The sequence below is a fragment of the Bacillota bacterium genome, assembly GCA_012727955.1.
Classification (GTDB): Bacteria; Bacillota; Limnochordia; order DTU087; family JAAYGB01; genus JAAYGB01.
Window position 1 is genome coordinate 61,825 of the sequence record JAAYGB010000006.1, and the last position, 18,676, is coordinate 80,500.

At 52.3% G+C, this 18,676-nt stretch carries 17 protein-coding genes; 14 read left to right on the forward strand and 3 right to left on the reverse strand.

All coding sequences use genetic code 11. From position 1 onward, the window contains the following. Positions 1 to 4: 4 nt before the first annotated feature. Positions 5 to 190, reverse strand: a complete 186-nt coding sequence (locus GX030_01615; GenBank protein NLV91078.1) for a hypothetical protein — start codon at positions 188 to 190, stop codon at positions 5 to 7. Positions 191 to 698: 508 nt separating this feature from the next. Next, the gene (locus GX030_01620; GenBank protein NLV91079.1) at positions 699 to 965 is read right to left on the reverse strand and encodes a hypothetical protein; all 267 of its coding nucleotides are present in this window, start codon (positions 963 to 965) and stop codon (positions 699 to 701) included. A 741-nt stretch (positions 966 to 1,706) separates the two neighbouring features. Here GX030_01620 and GX030_01625 point away from each other — a divergent pair. From GX030_01625 to GX030_01635, 3 genes are all read left to right on the forward strand, one after another. Further along, positions 1,707 to 1,934 carry a hypothetical protein gene (locus GX030_01625; protein NLV91080.1) on the forward strand — a complete coding sequence of 76 codons (228 nt, stop codon included), beginning with the start codon at positions 1,707 to 1,709 and terminating at the stop codon, positions 1,932 to 1,934. A gap of 139 nt (positions 1,935 to 2,073) precedes the next feature. Then, positions 2,074 to 3,540: an HD domain-containing protein gene (locus tag GX030_01630; GenBank protein NLV91081.1), complete on the forward strand. Its 1,467-nt coding sequence runs from the start codon at positions 2,074 to 2,076 to the stop codon at positions 3,538 to 3,540. A gap of 3 nt (positions 3,541 to 3,543) precedes the next feature. Then, entirely contained in the window at positions 3,544 to 5,724 is a 2,181-nt protein-coding gene (locus GX030_01635; protein NLV91082.1) for a PAS domain S-box protein, read from the forward strand. Positions 5,725 to 5,832: 108 nt separating this feature from the next. On the opposite strand, the gene GX030_01640 is transcribed toward GX030_01635, so the two are convergent. Next, positions 5,833 to 6,624 carry an amidohydrolase family protein gene (locus GX030_01640; GenBank protein NLV91083.1) on the reverse strand — a complete coding sequence of 264 codons (792 nt, stop codon included), beginning with the start codon at positions 6,622 to 6,624 and terminating at the stop codon, positions 5,833 to 5,835. Positions 6,625 to 6,804: 180 nt separating this feature from the next. On the opposite strand from GX030_01640, the gene GX030_01645 reads away from it, so the two are divergent. The 11 genes from GX030_01645 (at position 6,805) to GX030_01695 (ending at position 18,650) form a co-directional block, all read left to right on the forward strand. After that, positions 6,805 to 6,996, forward strand: coding sequence for a hypothetical protein (locus tag GX030_01645; GenBank protein NLV91084.1), 192 nt, complete (start codon positions 6,805 to 6,807; stop codon positions 6,994 to 6,996). Beyond that, a complete protein-coding gene (locus GX030_01650) occupies positions 6,978 to 7,364 on the forward strand; it encodes a hypothetical protein (GenBank protein NLV91085.1) in 387 nt (128 codons plus the stop codon). The genes GX030_01645 and GX030_01650 overlap by 19 nt, the downstream gene beginning before the upstream one ends. Positions 7,365 to 7,428: 64 nt before the next feature. After that, positions 7,429 to 7,581, forward strand: a complete 153-nt coding sequence (locus tag GX030_01655) for a hypothetical protein (protein ID NLV91086.1) — start codon at positions 7,429 to 7,431, stop codon at positions 7,579 to 7,581. Beyond that, positions 7,582 to 7,806 (forward strand): hypothetical protein, encoded by a 225-nt coding sequence (locus GX030_01660; GenBank protein ID NLV91087.1) that lies wholly within the window; start codon positions 7,582 to 7,584, stop codon positions 7,804 to 7,806. 156 nt (positions 7,807 to 7,962) lie between these two features. Then, positions 7,963 to 9,090: an aminoglycoside phosphotransferase family protein gene (locus GX030_01665; GenBank protein ID NLV91088.1), complete on the forward strand. Its 1,128-nt coding sequence runs from the start codon at positions 7,963 to 7,965 to the stop codon at positions 9,088 to 9,090. Between the two features lie 255 nt (positions 9,091 to 9,345). After that, positions 9,346 to 10,032 carry a GntR family transcriptional regulator gene (locus tag GX030_01670; GenBank protein ID NLV91089.1) on the forward strand — a complete coding sequence of 229 codons (687 nt, stop codon included), beginning with the start codon at positions 9,346 to 9,348 and terminating at the stop codon, positions 10,030 to 10,032. 92 nt (positions 10,033 to 10,124) lie between these two features. After that, a complete protein-coding gene (locus tag GX030_01675) occupies positions 10,125 to 12,074 on the forward strand; it encodes an ABC transporter substrate-binding protein (protein ID NLV91090.1) in 1,950 nt (649 codons plus the stop codon). 183 nt (positions 12,075 to 12,257) lie between these two features. Next, positions 12,258 to 14,387 (forward strand): hypothetical protein, encoded by a 2,130-nt coding sequence (locus GX030_01680; GenBank protein NLV91091.1) that lies wholly within the window; start codon positions 12,258 to 12,260, stop codon positions 14,385 to 14,387. Between the two features lie 790 nt (positions 14,388 to 15,177). Next, complete coding sequence (locus GX030_01685) at positions 15,178 to 16,536, forward strand: ABC transporter permease (GenBank protein NLV91092.1); 1,359 nt, start codon at positions 15,178 to 15,180, stop codon at positions 16,534 to 16,536. 15 nt (positions 16,537 to 16,551) lie between these two features. Continuing rightward, positions 16,552 to 17,589 carry an ABC transporter ATP-binding protein gene (locus GX030_01690; GenBank protein ID NLV91093.1) on the forward strand — a complete coding sequence of 346 codons (1,038 nt, stop codon included), beginning with the start codon at positions 16,552 to 16,554 and terminating at the stop codon, positions 17,587 to 17,589. Beyond that, the gene (locus GX030_01695; GenBank protein NLV91094.1) at positions 17,589 to 18,650 is read left to right on the forward strand and encodes a dipeptide ABC transporter ATP-binding protein; all 1,062 of its coding nucleotides are present in this window, start codon (positions 17,589 to 17,591) and stop codon (positions 18,648 to 18,650) included. Before GX030_01690 ends, GX030_01695 begins: the two co-directional genes overlap by 1 nt. The last annotated feature ends 26 nt before the right edge of the window (positions 18,651 to 18,676 follow it).

The window sequence follows — 18,676 nt, forward strand, 5'->3', positions numbered from 1 at the left end:
GTTACTAAGCAAGCACCTCAACGGTACCGCCGGCTTGACGAATTTGGTCAAAGAGGCCCTTGTGACCTTTGCCCTTCTGGGGGACCCTTACGATCAGGCAGATTCCACTGGGTGAACTGATTTCAAAGAGGTTGAGCAAGTTGATTACCGCACCAGCGGGGATAAAGATGCGAAGCAGAGTCCCAGGCAGTTGTGGGCAGGCTCGATCCTTGCCCTTGTCACGATCTCTGTCTTTACATCTATCTCGGTCACGATCTCTGTCCCGGTCCCTGCATCCATCCCTATCCCATCTATCCCAATCCCTGCCCCAATCCCAGTCATCGTCCCAGTCGTAGTAATCATAGGGATCTCGTGGCCTGCGCTGCTCTCTGCGATCTCGATTAATTTGTCTCAAGGTCGCCCTATCGGGATCCTTGTAGATTGGGTAATAGCGTTGCATTTGCTGAGACATAGGTCTCCTCCTTTCTCGGTGAGATATTGCATGATATTCCCCAGGACTCAATGGGTGTCAGTTAGTAGTTTGTATCGGGAAAAATAGGGGTAGTTTCGGTGAGGCATTAGCCCCAGTGGTGGTTTCTTATCCTTGCAATCTTAGAGACAAATTCCCTATTCCTGCAAAAATGCTCCCTGGTTCCTGGCCGCGGTGAAGATACAAGAGCCCGTCGGGGAATCCCGAACAGGCTCTACAGGATGGTTCGTTAGTCGTAAACAAATTCGACGGTACCGCCGGCCTGTTTGACGGAATCTAGGACGTTGTGAAACAATCCACCGAGAGCCGGTATTCTGACCAGCAGGCAAATTCCGCTGGGGGACCGCAGCTCAAGGAGATTGAGTATATTGATTACCGCCCCAGCGGGAATAAAGATCCGCAACAGGGTTCCGGGAAGTTTAGGACGTTCCTCCTTCCGGCGTCGTCGGCCGGATTCAGCAGCTACCTCATCATAGTATCGAGCGTCTTCAGACATAGATATCCTCCCTTCTGGATGAGATATTGTATTTTATTCGTAGCCGGTTGATGGGTGATGATTCGGGAGTCTTAATCGCTGAAAATGGGAGTGTATTCGGTAAGAGACGAGCCCCGGTTCCGTTGTCCTTCAGTCTCATTTCCCAAGTAGGAGACCAAGGCAAAGGATGATCGGTGCCTAAATTCTGGCAAAGGCAGAAACTATTGACAGCGAAGCCCAAATGGGATAATTTATCATTTGTGTGTAAATAAGGACAACAGACCCGGGCATCCGGGTCTGTTTGCAATTTGCCTGTTATTTTTTGTTAATACTTGCCTCCCTTGGCTAAGGTCAAGGAATCTCCCCGGAGGGCCTGTGGCGCTTAGTCCCTAGCCAAACTCCCCCACGATTTTGTCTCATCCTTTTCTCATAGAATTAATCAACTCCATGGCAATCCATGGTATTCTCGTAAAGCTATCTCCTTGAACTGTAAGGGTTAGTTCAGAGTATCTAAGATCCGAATATCGCTCGGAAATCGGCTAGCAATAATGAGAACTGTCACTAATTTGTTAATTTTGCGGCAAAGGTTAGTGACTGGCGACAAAAGTGGGTATAAAATTTTAAAGACTGTGATAATAGGGGTTGCGTCAAGATAACGGCCCGCTGCCCGCTATTTCGCCGTCCATTTGTTGCTTGCTGTTACTGGGATTGATTCCTAACTAGCTCCAGTGACTTAGGATGGAATCCAAGGAGGCGGGGACGATGGTAGGTTTGAGGAGTAGAAAAGTCTTGAAGCCATCGGTAGCAAATCTTCCCTTGGGTCAAACGATTGCTCTGATGCTGGAAAGAAACACACTCCTAGCGGAGATGGACAAGCTGAGGGCGAGGGGAACGGCGCTCCATGCGCCGGATATGATCCGACTGTCTGTACGTTTGGATGTAATTGCTAGACAGATGATGGGGCTGGAGGTTAATACCGATGATATATAGCTAACACTTTTTGGTTGGAGGGAAAGGATTCTATGGAGTTATTCCGGCGTTTCGGTCTAAAACGCGGACATGAAGAAAGTGTTGATGTTGCATCTCTGGCGGAAGATGCAGTTGGAATTGTTGCAGTAGACGAGACAGGATGTATTACCTTCTGCAACGAGCAGGGTCGAAGGATTTTGCATCAGCTCAGCGGCAAAGGCGCTTGCCCAAGAATCTCACCGACATTTCTGTGGCGAAACTCCTAGGTCGTAGGCTAAATGACACTTTGCTGGGCCGCACGCTGGCAACGAAGCAGGAAATGCCGGCCCAATTACTGCGGCTAGGCACCGGTAACTACATTGCTACCACTAAGCTCCTAAAGGATGATTCCGATCAAGTTACCGGGAGCGTGCTGTATACGGTAGGGGTTAATGGACAAAGGGCGGAGGATGACCTGCGAGTCTCTCAAAGATTTACCCAGGAGCTAGCGAAAAAACTGGGATATCGGTCCACGGAATGGATTCGGCATATCACCCATGAACATGCCCAGCAATTAATGCGGTGCTTGTGTGCCACTAGACCTGGGGTTCCAAACCCTGACTATTGTCCCTATCAATATCAATGCGGATTTCACCCCCGACATGGATGGCTTTCCTTAGATCGTCGGGATTACCATCGAGTGGCCATCGATCTGGCTGTGGAACTGCGATTGCTGCAGTTGGAATCTGAGCAACCTCTCCCCGAGGAGGTAACAAGCAAATTAGTGCCGGGGCGAACGGTAGACCTAAGTCTCGGTGGAACTCAGGTTTCCAGCCCAGTTCAATTGCCCTTAAACTGCACTGTCCAGGTAAGCATTATCGATGGCTCCCAGCGTCTGGTGTGTGAAGGAGAAGTAGTTTGGCAGCGACGCTGCGATCAATCCCAGTGGCTGAATGGGATCAGGTTCTACTCCCTCACCTCCCAGAACTATGCAGCGATTATCCGGTTGGTCAACGAACAACAGCTTAAGGACCGTCCCAGGTCCATCAGGAGAATGCCGTTATCCTTCAACGATCCCGTGGTGGAAAGCTCTGTCGGCACTTTGAAAAGGTTACTTGTCGCAAAGCATGAGGCGGTTTTCCGCCACTGTCTCGACACCGCGGCCATTGCCAAGGAATTGGGGATAGCTCTGGGGTTGTCGGACAGACAGCTGCAGATACTGTATCAGGCTGCCCAGTTACACGACTTAGGCAAGCTTGAGATTGAACGAGGCTTGCTGGAGAAGAGGGGACCATTGTCGGCGGAAGAGCAGCGGAGAATTCGGATGCACACGGTTTACGGTGCCGATCTGGTCAAGAGCATTCCAGCTATTAAGTTCTTGGCGTCGATTATCCGTCATCATCATGAGCACTTTGATGGGAGTGGCTATCCCGACCAGTTGAGGGGCAAAAGGACCCCCTTGCTTAGTCGGATTATATCCGTTGCCGATGTCGTCGATGAAGTGAGTCGCCCCCAGACCTACGAAAGGGAACTCCTTACCCGGGAAGAGGTTATTGAACTGTTACAGGCGGAATCTGGCAAGAAATTTGATCCTGAGATTGCTGAGAAGTGTATCGAACTAATCAAAGCTGGAAAGGTGCTGAATTAGCCGGTGAATCTTAAGGGGCCTTGGTTTGAACTTGCTGGAGATGTCATGCTGGTGATGCGTCCCACCGGGGAGATTATCGATGCTAATCAAGCGGCGGCTCTTACCTATGGATATACCAAGGACGAACTCTTGGCTATGACAGTTTTCGATCTCCATCCGCAGCAAGGTCATGATCCAGTTCAGTCTGTGATGAATCGGGCTATGACGGCAAGCCTGTTATATGAAGCCTTGCATGTGTGCAAGGATGGTAGTGTAATTCCTGTAGAGGTCAGCTCGACGGGGGCTTTCGTCGATGGTCAGCGGGTTCTAATTAGTGTCGTTCGGAATATATCGGAGCGAAGGTTCGCGGAACAGGCTCTGCAGCAGTATCGGGACGAGCTATATGAAGCCAAGGAGCGGTTTCGGGTCACCCTACAAAGCATCGGTGATGCCGTGATCGCCACCGATGTACAGGCTCGAATCACCTTCATGAATGCAGTCGCCGAGAAACTGACGGGCTGGGATAACCAGCAGGCCCTGGGGCTGCGTCTCGATCAAGTATTTCACATAATCAATGAGCAGTCCCGGCAACCGGTGAACAATCCTGTCGATAGAGTCCTCACCACCGGGCAAATAGTGGGCTTGGCCAATCACACTGTGCTGGTGGCCGCCGATGGCAGGGAAATACCCATCGCCGACTCGGCGGCTCCCATCAGGGATGCCCAGGGAAAGATTGAAGGAGTAGTGCTGGTCTTTCGGGATGTAACGGCGGAACGCCAGGCCCAGGCCTTGCTCAAAGCCAGCGAGGAAAGGTATCGTACCACCTTCGAAAATACCGGAACCGCGATGGTGATTATTGAGGCCGATACTACTATCAGGCACGTAAACAAGCAGATGGAAATACTGTCTGGGTACAGCCGGGAGGAACTAGAGGGCAAACGCAGTTTCTTTGACTTGGTCTCCGACCGGGACACAGCCAGGATGCGGGAGTATCATCGGCAACGGCGGGAGCGCCAACCAGCCCCCAGAGTATACGAATTCGATTTTGTTGATCGGTACGGAACAATCAAACACTGCCTGGTTACCGTTGATTTGATCTCGGGAACGGGACAGAGTGTTGCCTCCCTCTTGGACATCACCGAACGCAAAGAGGCGGAGGAGCGAGTCAAATTCTTGAGTCTCCACGACACTTTGACGGGACTGCCCAACAGAGGCTATTTTGACATGCAGTTGGGAGCCATTGATAGAGAACAAACTCTGCCCTACAGCGTAATCATCGGAGATGTCAACGGGTTGAAGCTGGTCAATGATGCCTTCGGACACGAGACCGGTGATGAATTACTGCGGGATATCGCTAACATTCTGGTTTCCTGTTCCCGAAAGGGCGATACCGTGGCCCGGTGGGGTGGCGACGAGTTTATCATCCTGTGCCCTCAATGCGATGAAGCCGGAGCCCAAAGGGTAATTGACCGGATCAAGGCCGCCTGTCAGGCGGCATCGGAGACGAGAACGGTCAACCTCAGTATTTCCCTGGGATGCGCAACGAAGCAAAGGGTGATGGAAAGCACCCGGGATGTTATTCGCTTGGCGGAAGATCGAATGTATCAGCAGAAGTTGATGGAAACCCGGAGCTATCGCAGTGCGATCCTCGCTTCCTTGATTAGCAGTCTCAGGGAGAGGAATTACGAGACGGAGGAACATGCGCAGCGGCTTCGGGAGCTATGTGTGACTCTAGGACAAGTTATCGGGTTGTCCCAGAGTCAGCTGAATGAGCTGGCGCTTCTTTCCGCCCTCCATGATATCGGTAAGCTAGCGATTCCTGACCACATCTTGATGAAGCCAGGTCCTTTGTCGGAGGCGGAGTGGGAAGTGATGAGGCGCCATGCAGAAATCGGCTACCGCATTGCCGATTCCATTCCGGAATTGCGGCCCTTGGCAGAGGCGATCCTATCCCATCATGAACATTGGGACGGCAGGGGCTATCCCCGGGGACTTGCCGGTGAAGAGATCCCTTTGCTGTCTCGGATCCTGGCAATCGTCGACGCCTATGATGCCATGACCCATGAGCGACCCTATAGAGAGGCGGTCAGTCATGCCAAGGCCCTTGCAGAGCTAGAGCGCTGTGCCGGGACCCAATTTGATCCAGACTTAGTAGCAGTGTTCGTGGAGCAGCTAGAGCAGCGGGTCGTTGTTGCAGTTGAGTAGGTAAGACATTGGCTGGGCGCGGTCAGGCCCGCTTCTAACAGAAGGCACCACCGACGTAAGCTGGCGCTGGGGCGAAGCTTATTGACGGTGGTGCCTTTGTTGTCCTATTTACTCCTCCAAAATCCTTTGGAGATTTCCCCCAAAAATTAGTGCTTTATCTTCATCGGAGATGTCTAGTCCCCGGATGGCCTCAATGGTCTCTTGAACTTCTGCAATCCCGTTGTAGGGAAAGTCCAGTCCGAAGACCATCTGTTTGCTGCCGATCAAGGCGGCCAAGAGTTCCATCCGCTCCTGGCCCAGGTACCACAGATGATGTCGGTTCTTGTTGAGGACACTGGTGATGCCGGCGTACACGTTACCCGTGGCTAGATTATTGGCTAAAACTGCTAAGGCATCATTGAAGAAACTCAGCCCCCCGACATGTTCGATGGTGAACCGAAGCTTGGGGTAGAAGTAGGCCAGTTCATCGCAGAGCAGGGGATGGTAGTCCTTGAGCCGGTGCCAATGGACTCCCATGTGGATACAAATAAACAGCCCCAGCTCCTCCGCAGCGGCGTAGAAGTTCTCCAGCTCTTCGGCGACGAGGTTGAACTTCTGGTAGGCGGGGTGCAGCTTGATTCCCTTGAATCCCAGGGCAGCGATGGCTTCCGCCTGCTTGGCTGGATCGGGTTTGGCAAGGTCGATGGTACCAAACCCCAGGATATTAGGGTATCTTGTTAGTTCTTCGGCAAGCCATTGGTTGGGTTCAAGCCTCAGTTCCTGCACCTGATCGGCAAAGGGTGCGAAGGCAACTGCCCTGTCAATCTGGCAGGTCTCCATCAGCCTTTGCAGCTCTTCGAGACTACCGTCGGGACGCAGGGACTTGGGGAAGACGTGGGCATGATTGGCAAATATTACCACTCTAACTCCTCCTTAGAATGCTGTTGCGGCGATTATTTTGTATATTGCGCAGCAACTACCGGTTACCTGCTAAGTCTCCAGTGTTTCGATACCGGCACACAAGGAGAACCACAGCCACTGGGGAAGAAGCAAACCAGGTAATAGTCCTCGGCGTATCGGTGGGATAAGGGGGGCAGCTCGATGGATACGGTGCAGGATATGACGAAGGGCAGTCCATTATCTTTGCTGATGGGATTTTCCTGGCCGCTGATGATCAGTGATATCTTGCAGCAGCTGTATAATATCGCCGATAGTGCTATTGTCGGGCAGCTTCTGGGAGTTACCGCCTTTGCAGCCAAGGTGCATCGGGACTGTTGTACTGGCTGGTTTTGAGCGTTGTCCTAGGTGTAACTCAGGGCTTTGGGATCCTCTTTGCTCAGCGCTTTGGGGCCGGCGATGGGGGCGGCCTGCGGCAAGGGATCGCCACGGCCGTCCTGTTGTGTACCGGACTGGGCATTGCCTTGACGTTGTTTACTATCCTTTTTCTTGAACCTCTGTTGATTCCGTTAAACACCCCGACAGAGATTCTTTCCGGTGCGGTTTCCTACCTGACCTACCTCTTTGGCGGAATTGGAATCACCATCGTGTATAACCTCCTGTCTGCTATCTTGCGCTCCCTGGGCAACAGCCTGGTACTCCTGCGGGCTATATCCAGCGGCAGGAGTGGCGCTTTGACCTCAAGACAACGGGCCTTATCCTGAGATTGGCTGCTCCATTGGCCCTGCGCAATGGACTCATCTCGGTAGGGGGCTAGCGGTACAATATGTGATTAACGGCTTTGGAGTTTTGTTTGTTGCCGGGATGACCGCCGCTAAGAGGTTTTATGGAACGATGGAAATTATTGGCGGCGCGCTGGAAGGTGCCGTTGCCACATATGTGGGACAAAACTACGCCGCTGCGAACCTAGGTAGGATTTGAATGGGTATGGTCCATGCCCTGAGGTTGTGTTTGTTCAGTGTCTGCGGCATAGCATCATTATTTCTGGTCTTTGTGGGGGCCGTGTTCCTGTTGCCCTTGGTAATTGGTCCCTGGCGAGTGTACCTGGCTGAGGGCTTAGGCTGGGTGGCGGCTGCAATGCTGCTGGGGGTAGCCTATGTTAGCTCCTTCCGGCGGGAACTCTCCCGAGAGCAGAACACAGGCTAGCAGCCAGGCTCCCGCACCCACTATTGGCAGGACTCCAGTGGGGAGAATGGAATACGGAAGGTAGTAGGTTTTTGGGCTTAAGGTCTAATTTATTCAAATCGGGGAGTAGCCCGATAGCTCTAATTGTGAAATGAAGGTGTGAATGTGAGAAAGAAAATTATTGCTGTCCTCAGGGAAGTTCTTAGTCACTACGATTTGCCCGGTGAGATTACCGAAGTTACCGAATGTGTCAGCGGGCATATCAATGATACTTACCGGGTTACCCTGGTGGGGCCCGATGGTCAGGAAAAAGAGCTGATTGTCCAAAGGATTAATAACTACGTTTTTAAGGATCCTGCTTTGGTGATGCATAATATCCAGGTCATCACCGAGCATGTCAAGGCAAAGCAAGGCGACTATGACTGTGACATTATTTCCTTCTTTGAAAACAAGGATCAAGCCAACTACACCAAGGTTCAGGATCAGTATTGGCGGGTCTGTCAGTATGTGCCCGACTCCGTTACATATGATTTTGTCGAGAACAGCCAAGTTCTCTACAGTGCCGGCTATGCCTTTGGGAGATTTCAGGCGATCCTCTCGGATCTACCGATGGACCGATTGTACGAAACCATTCCCGACTTTCACAACACCAGACAGCGATTGGAGGACTTCTTTGCCATTGCAGAGTTGGATCCCTTGGGTCGGGCCAAGGAGGTTCAGGAGGAAATAGCCTTCTTCCGGGAGCAGTATGATCTGGCAACAAGACTTTGTGACCTGCTGGAAGCCGGGGAGGTCCCTTTGCGAGTTACCCACAACGATACCAAGTACAATAACATTTTGATGCATGAGCAGACCCTAAAGCCCCTCTGTGTTATCGACCTAGATACCGTGATGCCGGGTCTGGCGATGCATGACTTCGGTGATGCCATTCGGTTTGCTGCCAATACTGCCGTCGAGGATGAGCGGGACTTAACCAAGGTTAGCTTGAATCTAGAGCATTACCGGGAGTTCACCCGGGGCTTTCTTGGTGCTTGCCAAGGGTTCTTGACCCAAGGGGAAATCGAAACCATGGCCTTGGGGGCAGTTACTATCACCATCGAGCTGGCCTCACGCTTTCTGGCCGATCACATCGATGGAGACAAATACTTCAAGATTCATCGGGAGAACCATAACCTAGACAGAGCCCGGTGCCAAATCAAGTTGGCTCAAGACATGTTGGACAAATACGATATCATGTGCCGGATTGTGGAGGAATGTGTCACCGGTCAAGCAGCAACCCTGGAGGCTGCCGCCACTAGGGAGTAGACGAAAAACTAGGATACTTAGTTTCAGCCCCGATCTGATCGGGGCTTTTTTCTATCAGAATGGAGTTCGTTGCCTTGTGTATCCGGTAGGGAAGGAAAAAATCTTACCAAACTTTGCAGGAGGTTGGAAATTAGTGCCTAATAGGGAAATATAAACCAAGAGTATGTCTTTGTTTATTTTTTTGTTACAGCGTGTCGACAGACGACAGACGACAATCGATAAACGACATGAAGAACAGAAGGACTGATTGATCAAATGGTTGGTGGAAGAAGGAACGTAGTTTCGGCGCTTCAGGACAAACCCTTGTACGTACAAGCCTATGAGGAGCTCAAGAAGGCAATCCTGTCAGGCAGAATACGACCAGGTGAACATCTAAGCCAGGTAAAGCTGGCGGAACAGCTGAACATCAGTCGAGCTCCCGTTCTCGACGCCTTAGCTCGTTTAGCAACGGAGGGCCTCGCCGAACATGGGCCTCGCAGCGGCTATTTTGTGAAGGCCTTCACTGTCAAGGATGTAGCAGACATTTACAATGTCCGGCGTGCCCTGGAGTGTGAGGCCCTAGAAGCGGTATTTCAAAACGCAGAACCCGAGGACATCCGTGCCCTGAATGATATCCTGCTGGAACCCTATGACCATTTGGAGCAGGGAGATATGGCACCCTACGTGGCTGCAGACGATGCCTTTCACACGAGATTGGTGGAGTTGTCCGGTAACGTAGTCCTGGAAAACTTGCTGTGTCAGCTCAAGGATCAGACCCAGCTGGTTAGGGTGATGGTGGCGGTGTCTCCCCAACGAGTGAAGCGGGCAGCCAAGGAGCATCTGGAGATTCTCGATTTACTCCTAGAGGGTAATCTGCCGGCGGCTCGGGAGATGCTCAGTTATCATATCGACAGTGTAAAGGATGAAGTAATCGCAGGGCTTCGGAAAAAGGGTCAGGCCTAGTAAGTATCGGGTCTCGAAGGGGGGTGACCGTTGGCAAGGATCTCGGCAATACCAGCTTATCGGTTCACAAACACACTAGAGGAGGAATCTATGTGACCAAGCGATCTGTTTTCAGTCTGGTAGTAATGCTTCTACTAGTTACAGTTGGTTTTGCTTGTAGTGCGATTGCGGCGGAAATCAAGACCTACAATGAAGCACCACAGTTGGCAGAACTGGTTAAGGCCGGTAAGCTGCCTCCCGTCCATGAACGGCTGCCGGAGAACCCGATGGTTCTGACCCCTCTAGAGGCCGTTGGTAAGTATGGTGGCGACCTCAGGACTGCGATAGTAGGCGGTCATATGACGGATATGGAAAGATATCAAGGCTACGAACCCCTTCTGCGGTGGCCCGCTGATTGGAGTGCGCCGATCCCCAACGTAGCCGAGGCCTGGGAGGTCAATGATACCGCTACGGAATACACCTTCTATCTTCGCAAGGGTATGAAGTGGTCTGATGGCCATCCCTTTACTGCCGATGACATCATGTTCTGGTACGAGGATGTCTTCATGAATGACGACTTGACGCCGGCTAAGGGTGGACCTTGGGTCTCTCAGGGAGAGCCTGTGGTTGTCGAAAAGATCGATGACTACACCGTGGTATTCAAGTTTGCTCGGCCAGAAGGGTTGTTCCCACTGAAAATGGCTGATGTCAACTTTGGCAATCCCGTTAACTTCCCGAAGCACTACTTGAAGCAGTTCCATATCAAGTACAATCCCAATGCCAATGAACTAGCGAAAGCGGAAGGGTTCTCAAGCTGGGCAGAGTTGTTTGAGGCCAAGGGCGGGGTTTTTAGTAATGACTTCTTCCGGACCACCGGATGTCCGACAATCCACGCTTGGTATATGGAAGTTGCCCCAGGAGAAGGGGATGGCAGCCGGGCTATCGCCGTCCGCAACCCCTATTACTGGAAGGTGGACACCGAGGGGAACCAGCTTCCCTACATCGATCGGATTGTCTACGACTTGCCAACGGACGTTGAAGTCCTATTGATGAAAGTTATCAGCGGACAAATTGACCTGCTGGATCAGTACTTTGCAACTCCAGCCAACAAGCCCGTTGTTTACGACAACATGGATCGAGGCGGCTATCGACTCTATACTACAACTCCGACCTATCCCAACGATGCCGTCATCATGCTTAACTTGACCCATCCCGATCCAGTCAAACGGGAGATCTTCCAGAACAAGGACTTCCGCATTGGTCTGTCCTATGCCATTGACCGCGAGGAGATCATCGATATGGTCTATGTTGGTCAAGGTGAGCCCCATCAGGTTGGGCCGAGACCGGAGTCGGATTTGTATAATGAGCGGTTGTCCAAACAGTACACAGAATATGATGTGGATCTAGCCAACGAGTACCTAGACAAGGCTGGATACAGTGCTCGGGACAGAGAAGGGTATCGCCTAGGTCCCGATGGAGAGCGCATCCGGATCACCTTTGAGATCGACTCCGCCCGTCTAGCCTTTGTCGACATCGCGGAGTTGCTGCGGGGTTACTGGAAGGATGTTGGGATTGAGGTCCAAGTACGGACGATGGATCGCTCCCTGTGGGAGGTTCGCGTCAGAACCAACGCTGAGCACGATGCAACGATCCATAAGTTCGGAGGCGGAACCGGTTCCGTGGTCTATCTAGATCCCCGGTACTACTTCCCCTTTGACAACAATGCCTTCTACGCCCGGGCTTGGCAGATTTACCGCGAGAAGCAGGCCAATCCCAACTACAGTGCTGCTGTCGAGCCTATGGAGCCACCGGAGCTAGTCAAGAAGCAGTGGGAACTGTATGATCAGCTGACACTGACCGGTGACCCGGTGCAGCAAAAGGCGCTGATGGAAGAGATCCTGGAGCTTTCTGCCGACATTTTCTATGCCATTGGGGTTACCACTGAGCCCAACGGATATGGCATCGTCAACAAGCGGCTAAGAAATGTTCCCGACTCTATCCCGTTGTCATGGATTTATCCCACCCCTGCACCGGCAAATCCGCAGACCTTCTTCTTTGAATAACACCTGCGGACTGCCTTGGGGCACAACGCATCGATGCCGATTGACTCTAAGCAAGGGTAGCTAAATATCATACCAGGAAGAAACCATCAGAATTGAGGTGCGGCGGTATGTTCTCCGAAAAGGGTTCGTTTCGGGGCAGGAGGAGTATCGCCGCTCCTCTTACCAAGAAAGGCAGGAATCCACATGAAGGAACAGAGGATGGAACACCAAGTCACAGGACAACTTGCAGAGTGGTTCGACAAACCGATGCGCTGGTCACAGTTAACCTTGGTTGAAACAGACCCCGCCACCATCGACTGTGATTTCTGGCTCGACTACTTCAAGCGGACGAAGTCCGATGCTGTCTGTCTCAGTGCCGGTGGTTATATCGCCTATTATCCTACGGAGATCCCGCTACACTATCGCAGTGCGTACCTAGGTGACAGCGATCCCTTTGGTTATCTCGTCGAAGGCTGCAAGAAGATGGGGATGGTTGTAATCGCCCGGACGGATCCCCATGCCGTTCATCACGATGTCTATGAAGCTCATCCCGAGTGGATCGCCGTCGATGCCGAAGGCAATCATCGTCGGCATTGGGCAAACCCCGATGTCTGGGTGACCTGCGCCCTGGGGTCCTACAACTTTGACTTTATGACGGAAGTACACAATGAGATTCTCTCAAAGTATGATGTCGATGGGATCTTTGGCAATCGTTGGGCCGGATCGGGCATGTGTTACTGCCAAAGCTGCCAAGAGCTCTTCCGGGCGGAGTATGGTATGGAGTTGCCTCGCACCAACGATCCCAAGGATCCTGCCTATAGAGCCTACGTCGTGTGGAACCAAAAGCGCCTGTTTGAACTGTATGATCTGTGGAACAGTGAGGCCAAGAAGATTCGCTCCAACGCCCGCTTCATTCCCAACTCCGGTGGTGGAGCCCTCCATCACTTAGACATGGCAGAGATTGGCCGGAGGGCAGATACCCTCTTTGCCGATCGTCAGGCGCGACGGAGCGTAGCGGTACCATGGGCGGCAGGGAAGAATGGCAAGGAATTGCGTTCCACCCTGGGCAACAAGCCCATCGGTGGGATCTTCAGTGTAGGACTGGAGGAGCCCTATCGCTGGAAGGATTCCGTACAAAACGATGAGGAGATCCGGATGTGGGTGGCGGACTTCATCGCCAACGGATTGCGGCCCTGGTACACCAAGTTTGCTGCCACCATTGACGATCGTCGCTGGCTGGGGGTAGTGGAGGACATCTACAACTGGGCCTACGAGGTTGAACCCTACCTAAGAAACACCAGACCGGTGGCCGATGTGGCGATGGTGTTCTCCCAACAGACGGCAGCCTACTACGGCGGACCCAAGGCTCAGCAAAAGGTTGAGGACCATATCCTGGGGATGTACCATGCTCTGATCGAGGCGAGGATTCCCTTTGAGATGGTGCACGATAGACTCCTTGACGCCGAGCACGTTGGTCAGTTTAAGACTCTGATTCTGCCTAACGTTGCCGCTCTTTCCGACTGCCAGTGTGATCAGTTACGGGAGTTTGTGCGGCAGGGCGGAAGTCTAGTGGCCACCTATGAGACGTCTCTGTACGATGAGTGGGGTAACAAGCGGGACAATTTCGGATTGGCAAACCTCTTTGGAGTGGACTACGTTGAGCACACCCCCGGTCCGATGCAAAACTCCTACCTGCGTTTGGAGAAAGATCCGGTAACGGGCGAGGCGCACCCCTTGCTGGCAGGGATAGAGAATACCGATCGGATCATCAACGGTATCTATCGCCTAGAGGTTAAGGCTAACACCGAGTTTTCCGGGATGCCGCTGACCTTAATCCCCTCCTATCCGGACCTACCTATGGAGGAAGTATGGGCCAGACAGCCCAAGACCGATATCCCTGAAGTGTATATTCGGGAATACGGTAAAGGGAAGGTAGTCTATTTCCCCTGGGACATTGACCGCATTTTCTGGGAAGTGCTGTGCGTCGATCACGGGAAATTGCTGGGTAATGCTGTGGCTTGGGTTACCGACGGAGCACCGGTAGTAACGGTGACGGGAGAAGGTGTCCTGGATGTCACCGTTTGGGAACAGGCCCAGTCAATGACTGTACACCTGGTGAACTTAACCAATCCCATGATGATGAAGGGACCGATTCGCAAGTTCATCCCTGTCGGTGAGCAGCGAGTCAGGGTTAGGTTGCCCCAGGGTAGGGTGGTCAAGGGCGTTAAGCTCTTAAAGGCTAAGCAAACCCTTGATTACACCATGGATGGCGGGTATCTCGAGGTAGTAGTTCCAAGGATTCTCGAACATGAAGTGGTAGCCATCGATTTCTAACTAAGGGGGCTTTAGTTGTGCTTCCGTTTATTCTTCGCAGAGTAATGTACATGATACCCACTTTGATTGCCATCTCTATCGTGTCCTTTATTCTGATTCAACTACCACCGGGTGATTACCTCACGTCGTTGGTAGCTAGTCTCCAAAACCAAGGCATCAGCGTGGACGAGGCTCAGCTAAAAGCACTGGAGGAACGGTATGGGCTGAATCAGCCCATCTATGTCCAGTACTTTAAGTGGATTAAGGGAATCTTGCTCCACGGTGACTTTGGTCAATCCTTTGAATGGCGCCGCCCGGTTAGCTCGCTGATCTGGCAGCGCCTGGGGTTGACAGTAACGATCTCCTTGAGTACTTTGCTCTTTGTTTGGGCAATAGCGTTTCCCATCGGAATCTATTCGGCAGTCAAACAGTATTCCATTGGGGACTATATTGCCACCTTCTTTGGTTTCATTGGGTTGGCCACACCGAACTTCCTGTTGGCCTTGGTGTTGATGTACGTTGCCTTTGCCGTTTTCGGTCAAAATGTCGGTGGGCTATTCTCGCCGGAGTACGTCGATGCACCCTGGTCCTTGGCCAAGGTGAAGGATCTGATCAGCCACCTTTGGATCCCCATGATTGTAATTGGAACCTCAGGCACTGCCAGCTTGATCCGCGTGATGCGGGCCAATCTGCTGGACGAACTGCAAAAGCTGTATGTGGTTGCTGCTAGAGCTAGGGGGCTTTCGGAGCTGAAATTGCTGCTCAAACATCCGGTGCGCGTTGCTCTCAATCCCTTTGTTAGCGGACTAGGATGGTTATTGCCCCAGTTGGTGTCGGGGTCAACTATCGTCTCGGTGGTTCTAAGCTTGCCAACTACTGGGCCGATGCAGCTGAGAGCCCTGCAATCCCAGGACATGTACCTGGCCGGAAGCTTTCTGCTGCTGCTCAGTGTGTTGACGGTGATCGGGACATTGATCTCCGACATTCTCCTGGCCTGGTTAGACCCAAGGATTCGCTATCAATAAGGGGGGAGTTAGGGATGGCACAGGATGAAAACTTGGTCATCGAGGAGGCCAGCGTTTCTTCTGAAGTAGCTTCCCAATGGAAGTTAATGTGGTGGAAATTCCGCAGACACAAGCTGGCGATGGCTGGCGCAGTGATGACCATATTGATTTACCTTGTCGCACTATTTGCAGACTTTTTGGCGCCCTTTGCCTCCGATAGGTATATCGCGCGTTACACCTATGCACCGCCTCAAAGGTTGAAGTTCATTGTTCATACCGACGAAGGCCGGAAGTTCCAACCCCATGTCAATGGGTATAGGACCGAGGTAGATCCCGTTGCGTTGCGGCGGACTTATGTCCTGGACGAGAGCAAGATCATACCCGTTGGTTTCTTCATCAAAGGACATCCATATAAGCTCTTTGGCTTGTTTGAAACCGACCGGCATCTCATCGGTCCCTTAAATCCAAAGGACCCGATGTTCCTATTGGGGTCTGATCGAATGGGTAGGGACCTTTTCAGCCGGATCATACTTGGTACCCGAGTGTCCATGACCATTGGCTTGGTTGGAGTCACCATCAGCCTGTTCTTGGGAATTCTCCTCGGGGGAATTTCCGGACTCTTTGGGGGAGTGGTTGACAATTTCATCCAAAGACTTACTGAGTTTCTCCGGGCTATGCCGCAAATCCCCTTGTGGATGTCCCTAGCGGCGGCAATTCCCCTTAGTGTACCGCCGTTAACGGTGTACTTTTTGATCACCATTATTCTCTCCTTTATTGGGTGGACAGGCCTGGCCCGGGAGGTTAGGGGGAAATTCCTGTCCCTTAAAACGGAGGACTTTGTCATCGCAGCTAGGTTAGATGGGGCCAGTGAACTGCGGATTATTATGCGTCACATGGTTCCTTCATACTTGAGTCACATTATTGCCAGTGTTACGCTTTCCATTCCTGCGATGATCTTATCGGAAACTTCTCTGAGCTTCCTTGGAGTAGGACTACGTCCCCCGGTGGTAAGCTGGGGCGTGTTGCTGCAGGAAGCCCAGAATGTTAGGTCCGTTGCGACGGCGCCTTGGCTGCTGTTGCCAGGGGTAGGCGTGATCCTTGCAGTATTGTCCTTGAACTTCCTGGGAGATGGATTGCGCGATGCCGCTGATCCATACTCGCGATAGGAGGTAGAGCCGACTATGAATGACGGTAATCCGTTACTGGAAGTGCGGGGACTGAAGACTCACTTTTTCACCGATGAAGGGGTGGTCAAGGCCGTGGACGGTGTTGACTTCTCCCTTTCACCCCATGAAATCCTGTGCATAGTGGGTGAGTCTGGTTGTGGAAAGTCTATTACTTCGAGATCGATTCTGCAGTTGATTGATAAACCGGGAAGGATCGTTGAGGGAGACATTTGGTATCACGGACACCAGGAGGGTCCCGTGAATATCGCGGAGCTCGATCCTCGAGGGAGGGAAATCCGGAGGATTCGGGGACGGGATATTTCGATGATCTTCCAGGAACCCATGTCTTCCCTCAGTCCGGTGTACACCGTTGGCAATCAATTGATGGAAGGGATCCTGCTGCATACCGATCTCAGTAAACAGGAGGCCCGCGATCGGGCGATAGAGTGCCTGCGGCAAGTGGGTATTCCGAAGCCGGAAAAGCGCATGGATAGTTATCCCTTTGAGCTCAGTGGCGGGATGAGACAGCGGGTGATGATTGCCATGGCCCTCATCTGCGAGCCCAAGGTGTTGATCGCCGATGAACCGACAACGGCCCTGGACGTCACCACCCAGGCTCAGATTCTTGACCTAATCCTTGAGTTGAGAGAACGCCTAGGCATGGCAGTTATGTTCATCACCCATGACTTGGGGGTTGTAGCTGAGATTGCCGACAATGTTCTGGTGATGTACCTGGGGAATGTGATGGAATTTGGCAGTGTACATGACATCTTCGATGATCCCAAACACCCATATACCCAGGCTCTCCTGCGCTCAATTCCCCGGATGGGATTAGGGGGAGACACTAGATTGGAGACCATCGAGGGAATGGTACCCTCTCCCTTTAGACGGCCTGAAGGGTGCCCCTTCCACACTAGATGTACTCAGAGGATCCCCGGCGTCTGTGAGAAGATCCGCCCCCCGAAGGAAGCAGTGGCGAAGGGGAGAGAGGTCTACTGCTTGTTATACAGTGACTTATCCAAGCTCACTGGTGTTGAGGGAGGGGTAGCATAATGTCTCAGAGTAGACAGAGAAAGACCGGAGGGAAAACCCTTCTCGAAGTGAAGGACCTGAAGATGCACTTTCCAATTACCAAGGGCTTTCTCAATCGGACCGTTGGCCACGTAAAGGCCGTTGATGGAGTCAGCTTCACCGTATATGAGGGTGAAACCTTGGGGTTAGTTGGAGAGTCGGGATGCGGCAAGACCACTACGGGACGCTGCATCCTGCGAGTATATGAACCAACGTCGGGACAGATTAATTACCACAATTCCAACGGTAGTATAGTTGATCTAGCTCGGCTCAATACCAAGGAATTGAAGCCCTATCGCCGGGAGATTCGCATGATTTTCCAGGATCCCTATTCATCCCTGAATCCCCGCATGACCGTGGCGCAAATCATTGGTGAGCCCCTGATTAATAACGGGATGGCTCGGGGCGAGGAATTGAATCGGCGAGTGGCTGAGCTTCTGGAAAGGGTCGGGTTGAGGCCGGAGTATCTCCATCGCTATCCCCATGCCTTTAGCGGTGGCGAGAGGCAAAGGATTGGAATTGCCCGAGCTTTAGCACTGAATCCCCGGTTGGTTGTTGCCGATGAGGCGGTCTCTGCCCTGGACGTATCGGTGCGAGCCCAGATTATTAACCTGCTCGATGATCTGCAGCAAGAACTGAATCTGACCTACATCTTCGTCGCCCATGATCTCAGCGTTGTTGAGTACATTTGTGACCGGGTTGCAGTGATGTATGTAGGGCGGATCATGGAGCTGGCTACCACCGATGATCTCTACCGGCGACCGAAGCATCCCTATACGGAAGCACTCCTATCGGCGGTTCCCAAGCCGCATCCCAAGTTCCGCAATCGAGAGGGACGGATTCGGCTGGAAGGTGAAGTGCCCGATCCCGCTAATCCGCCCAGTGGATGTCACTTTCATCCGAGATGTCGATACGCCACCGAGACCTGTCAGAGACAGATACCGGAACTAACTGATGTTGGTGATGGTCACTTGGTAGCTTGTCATTATGCCAAGGAGTTGTCCCTGCGGGGAGTATATGACACCCAATCACCGGTGGCATAGATTATGGTGGTAAAATCTAGGTGCCT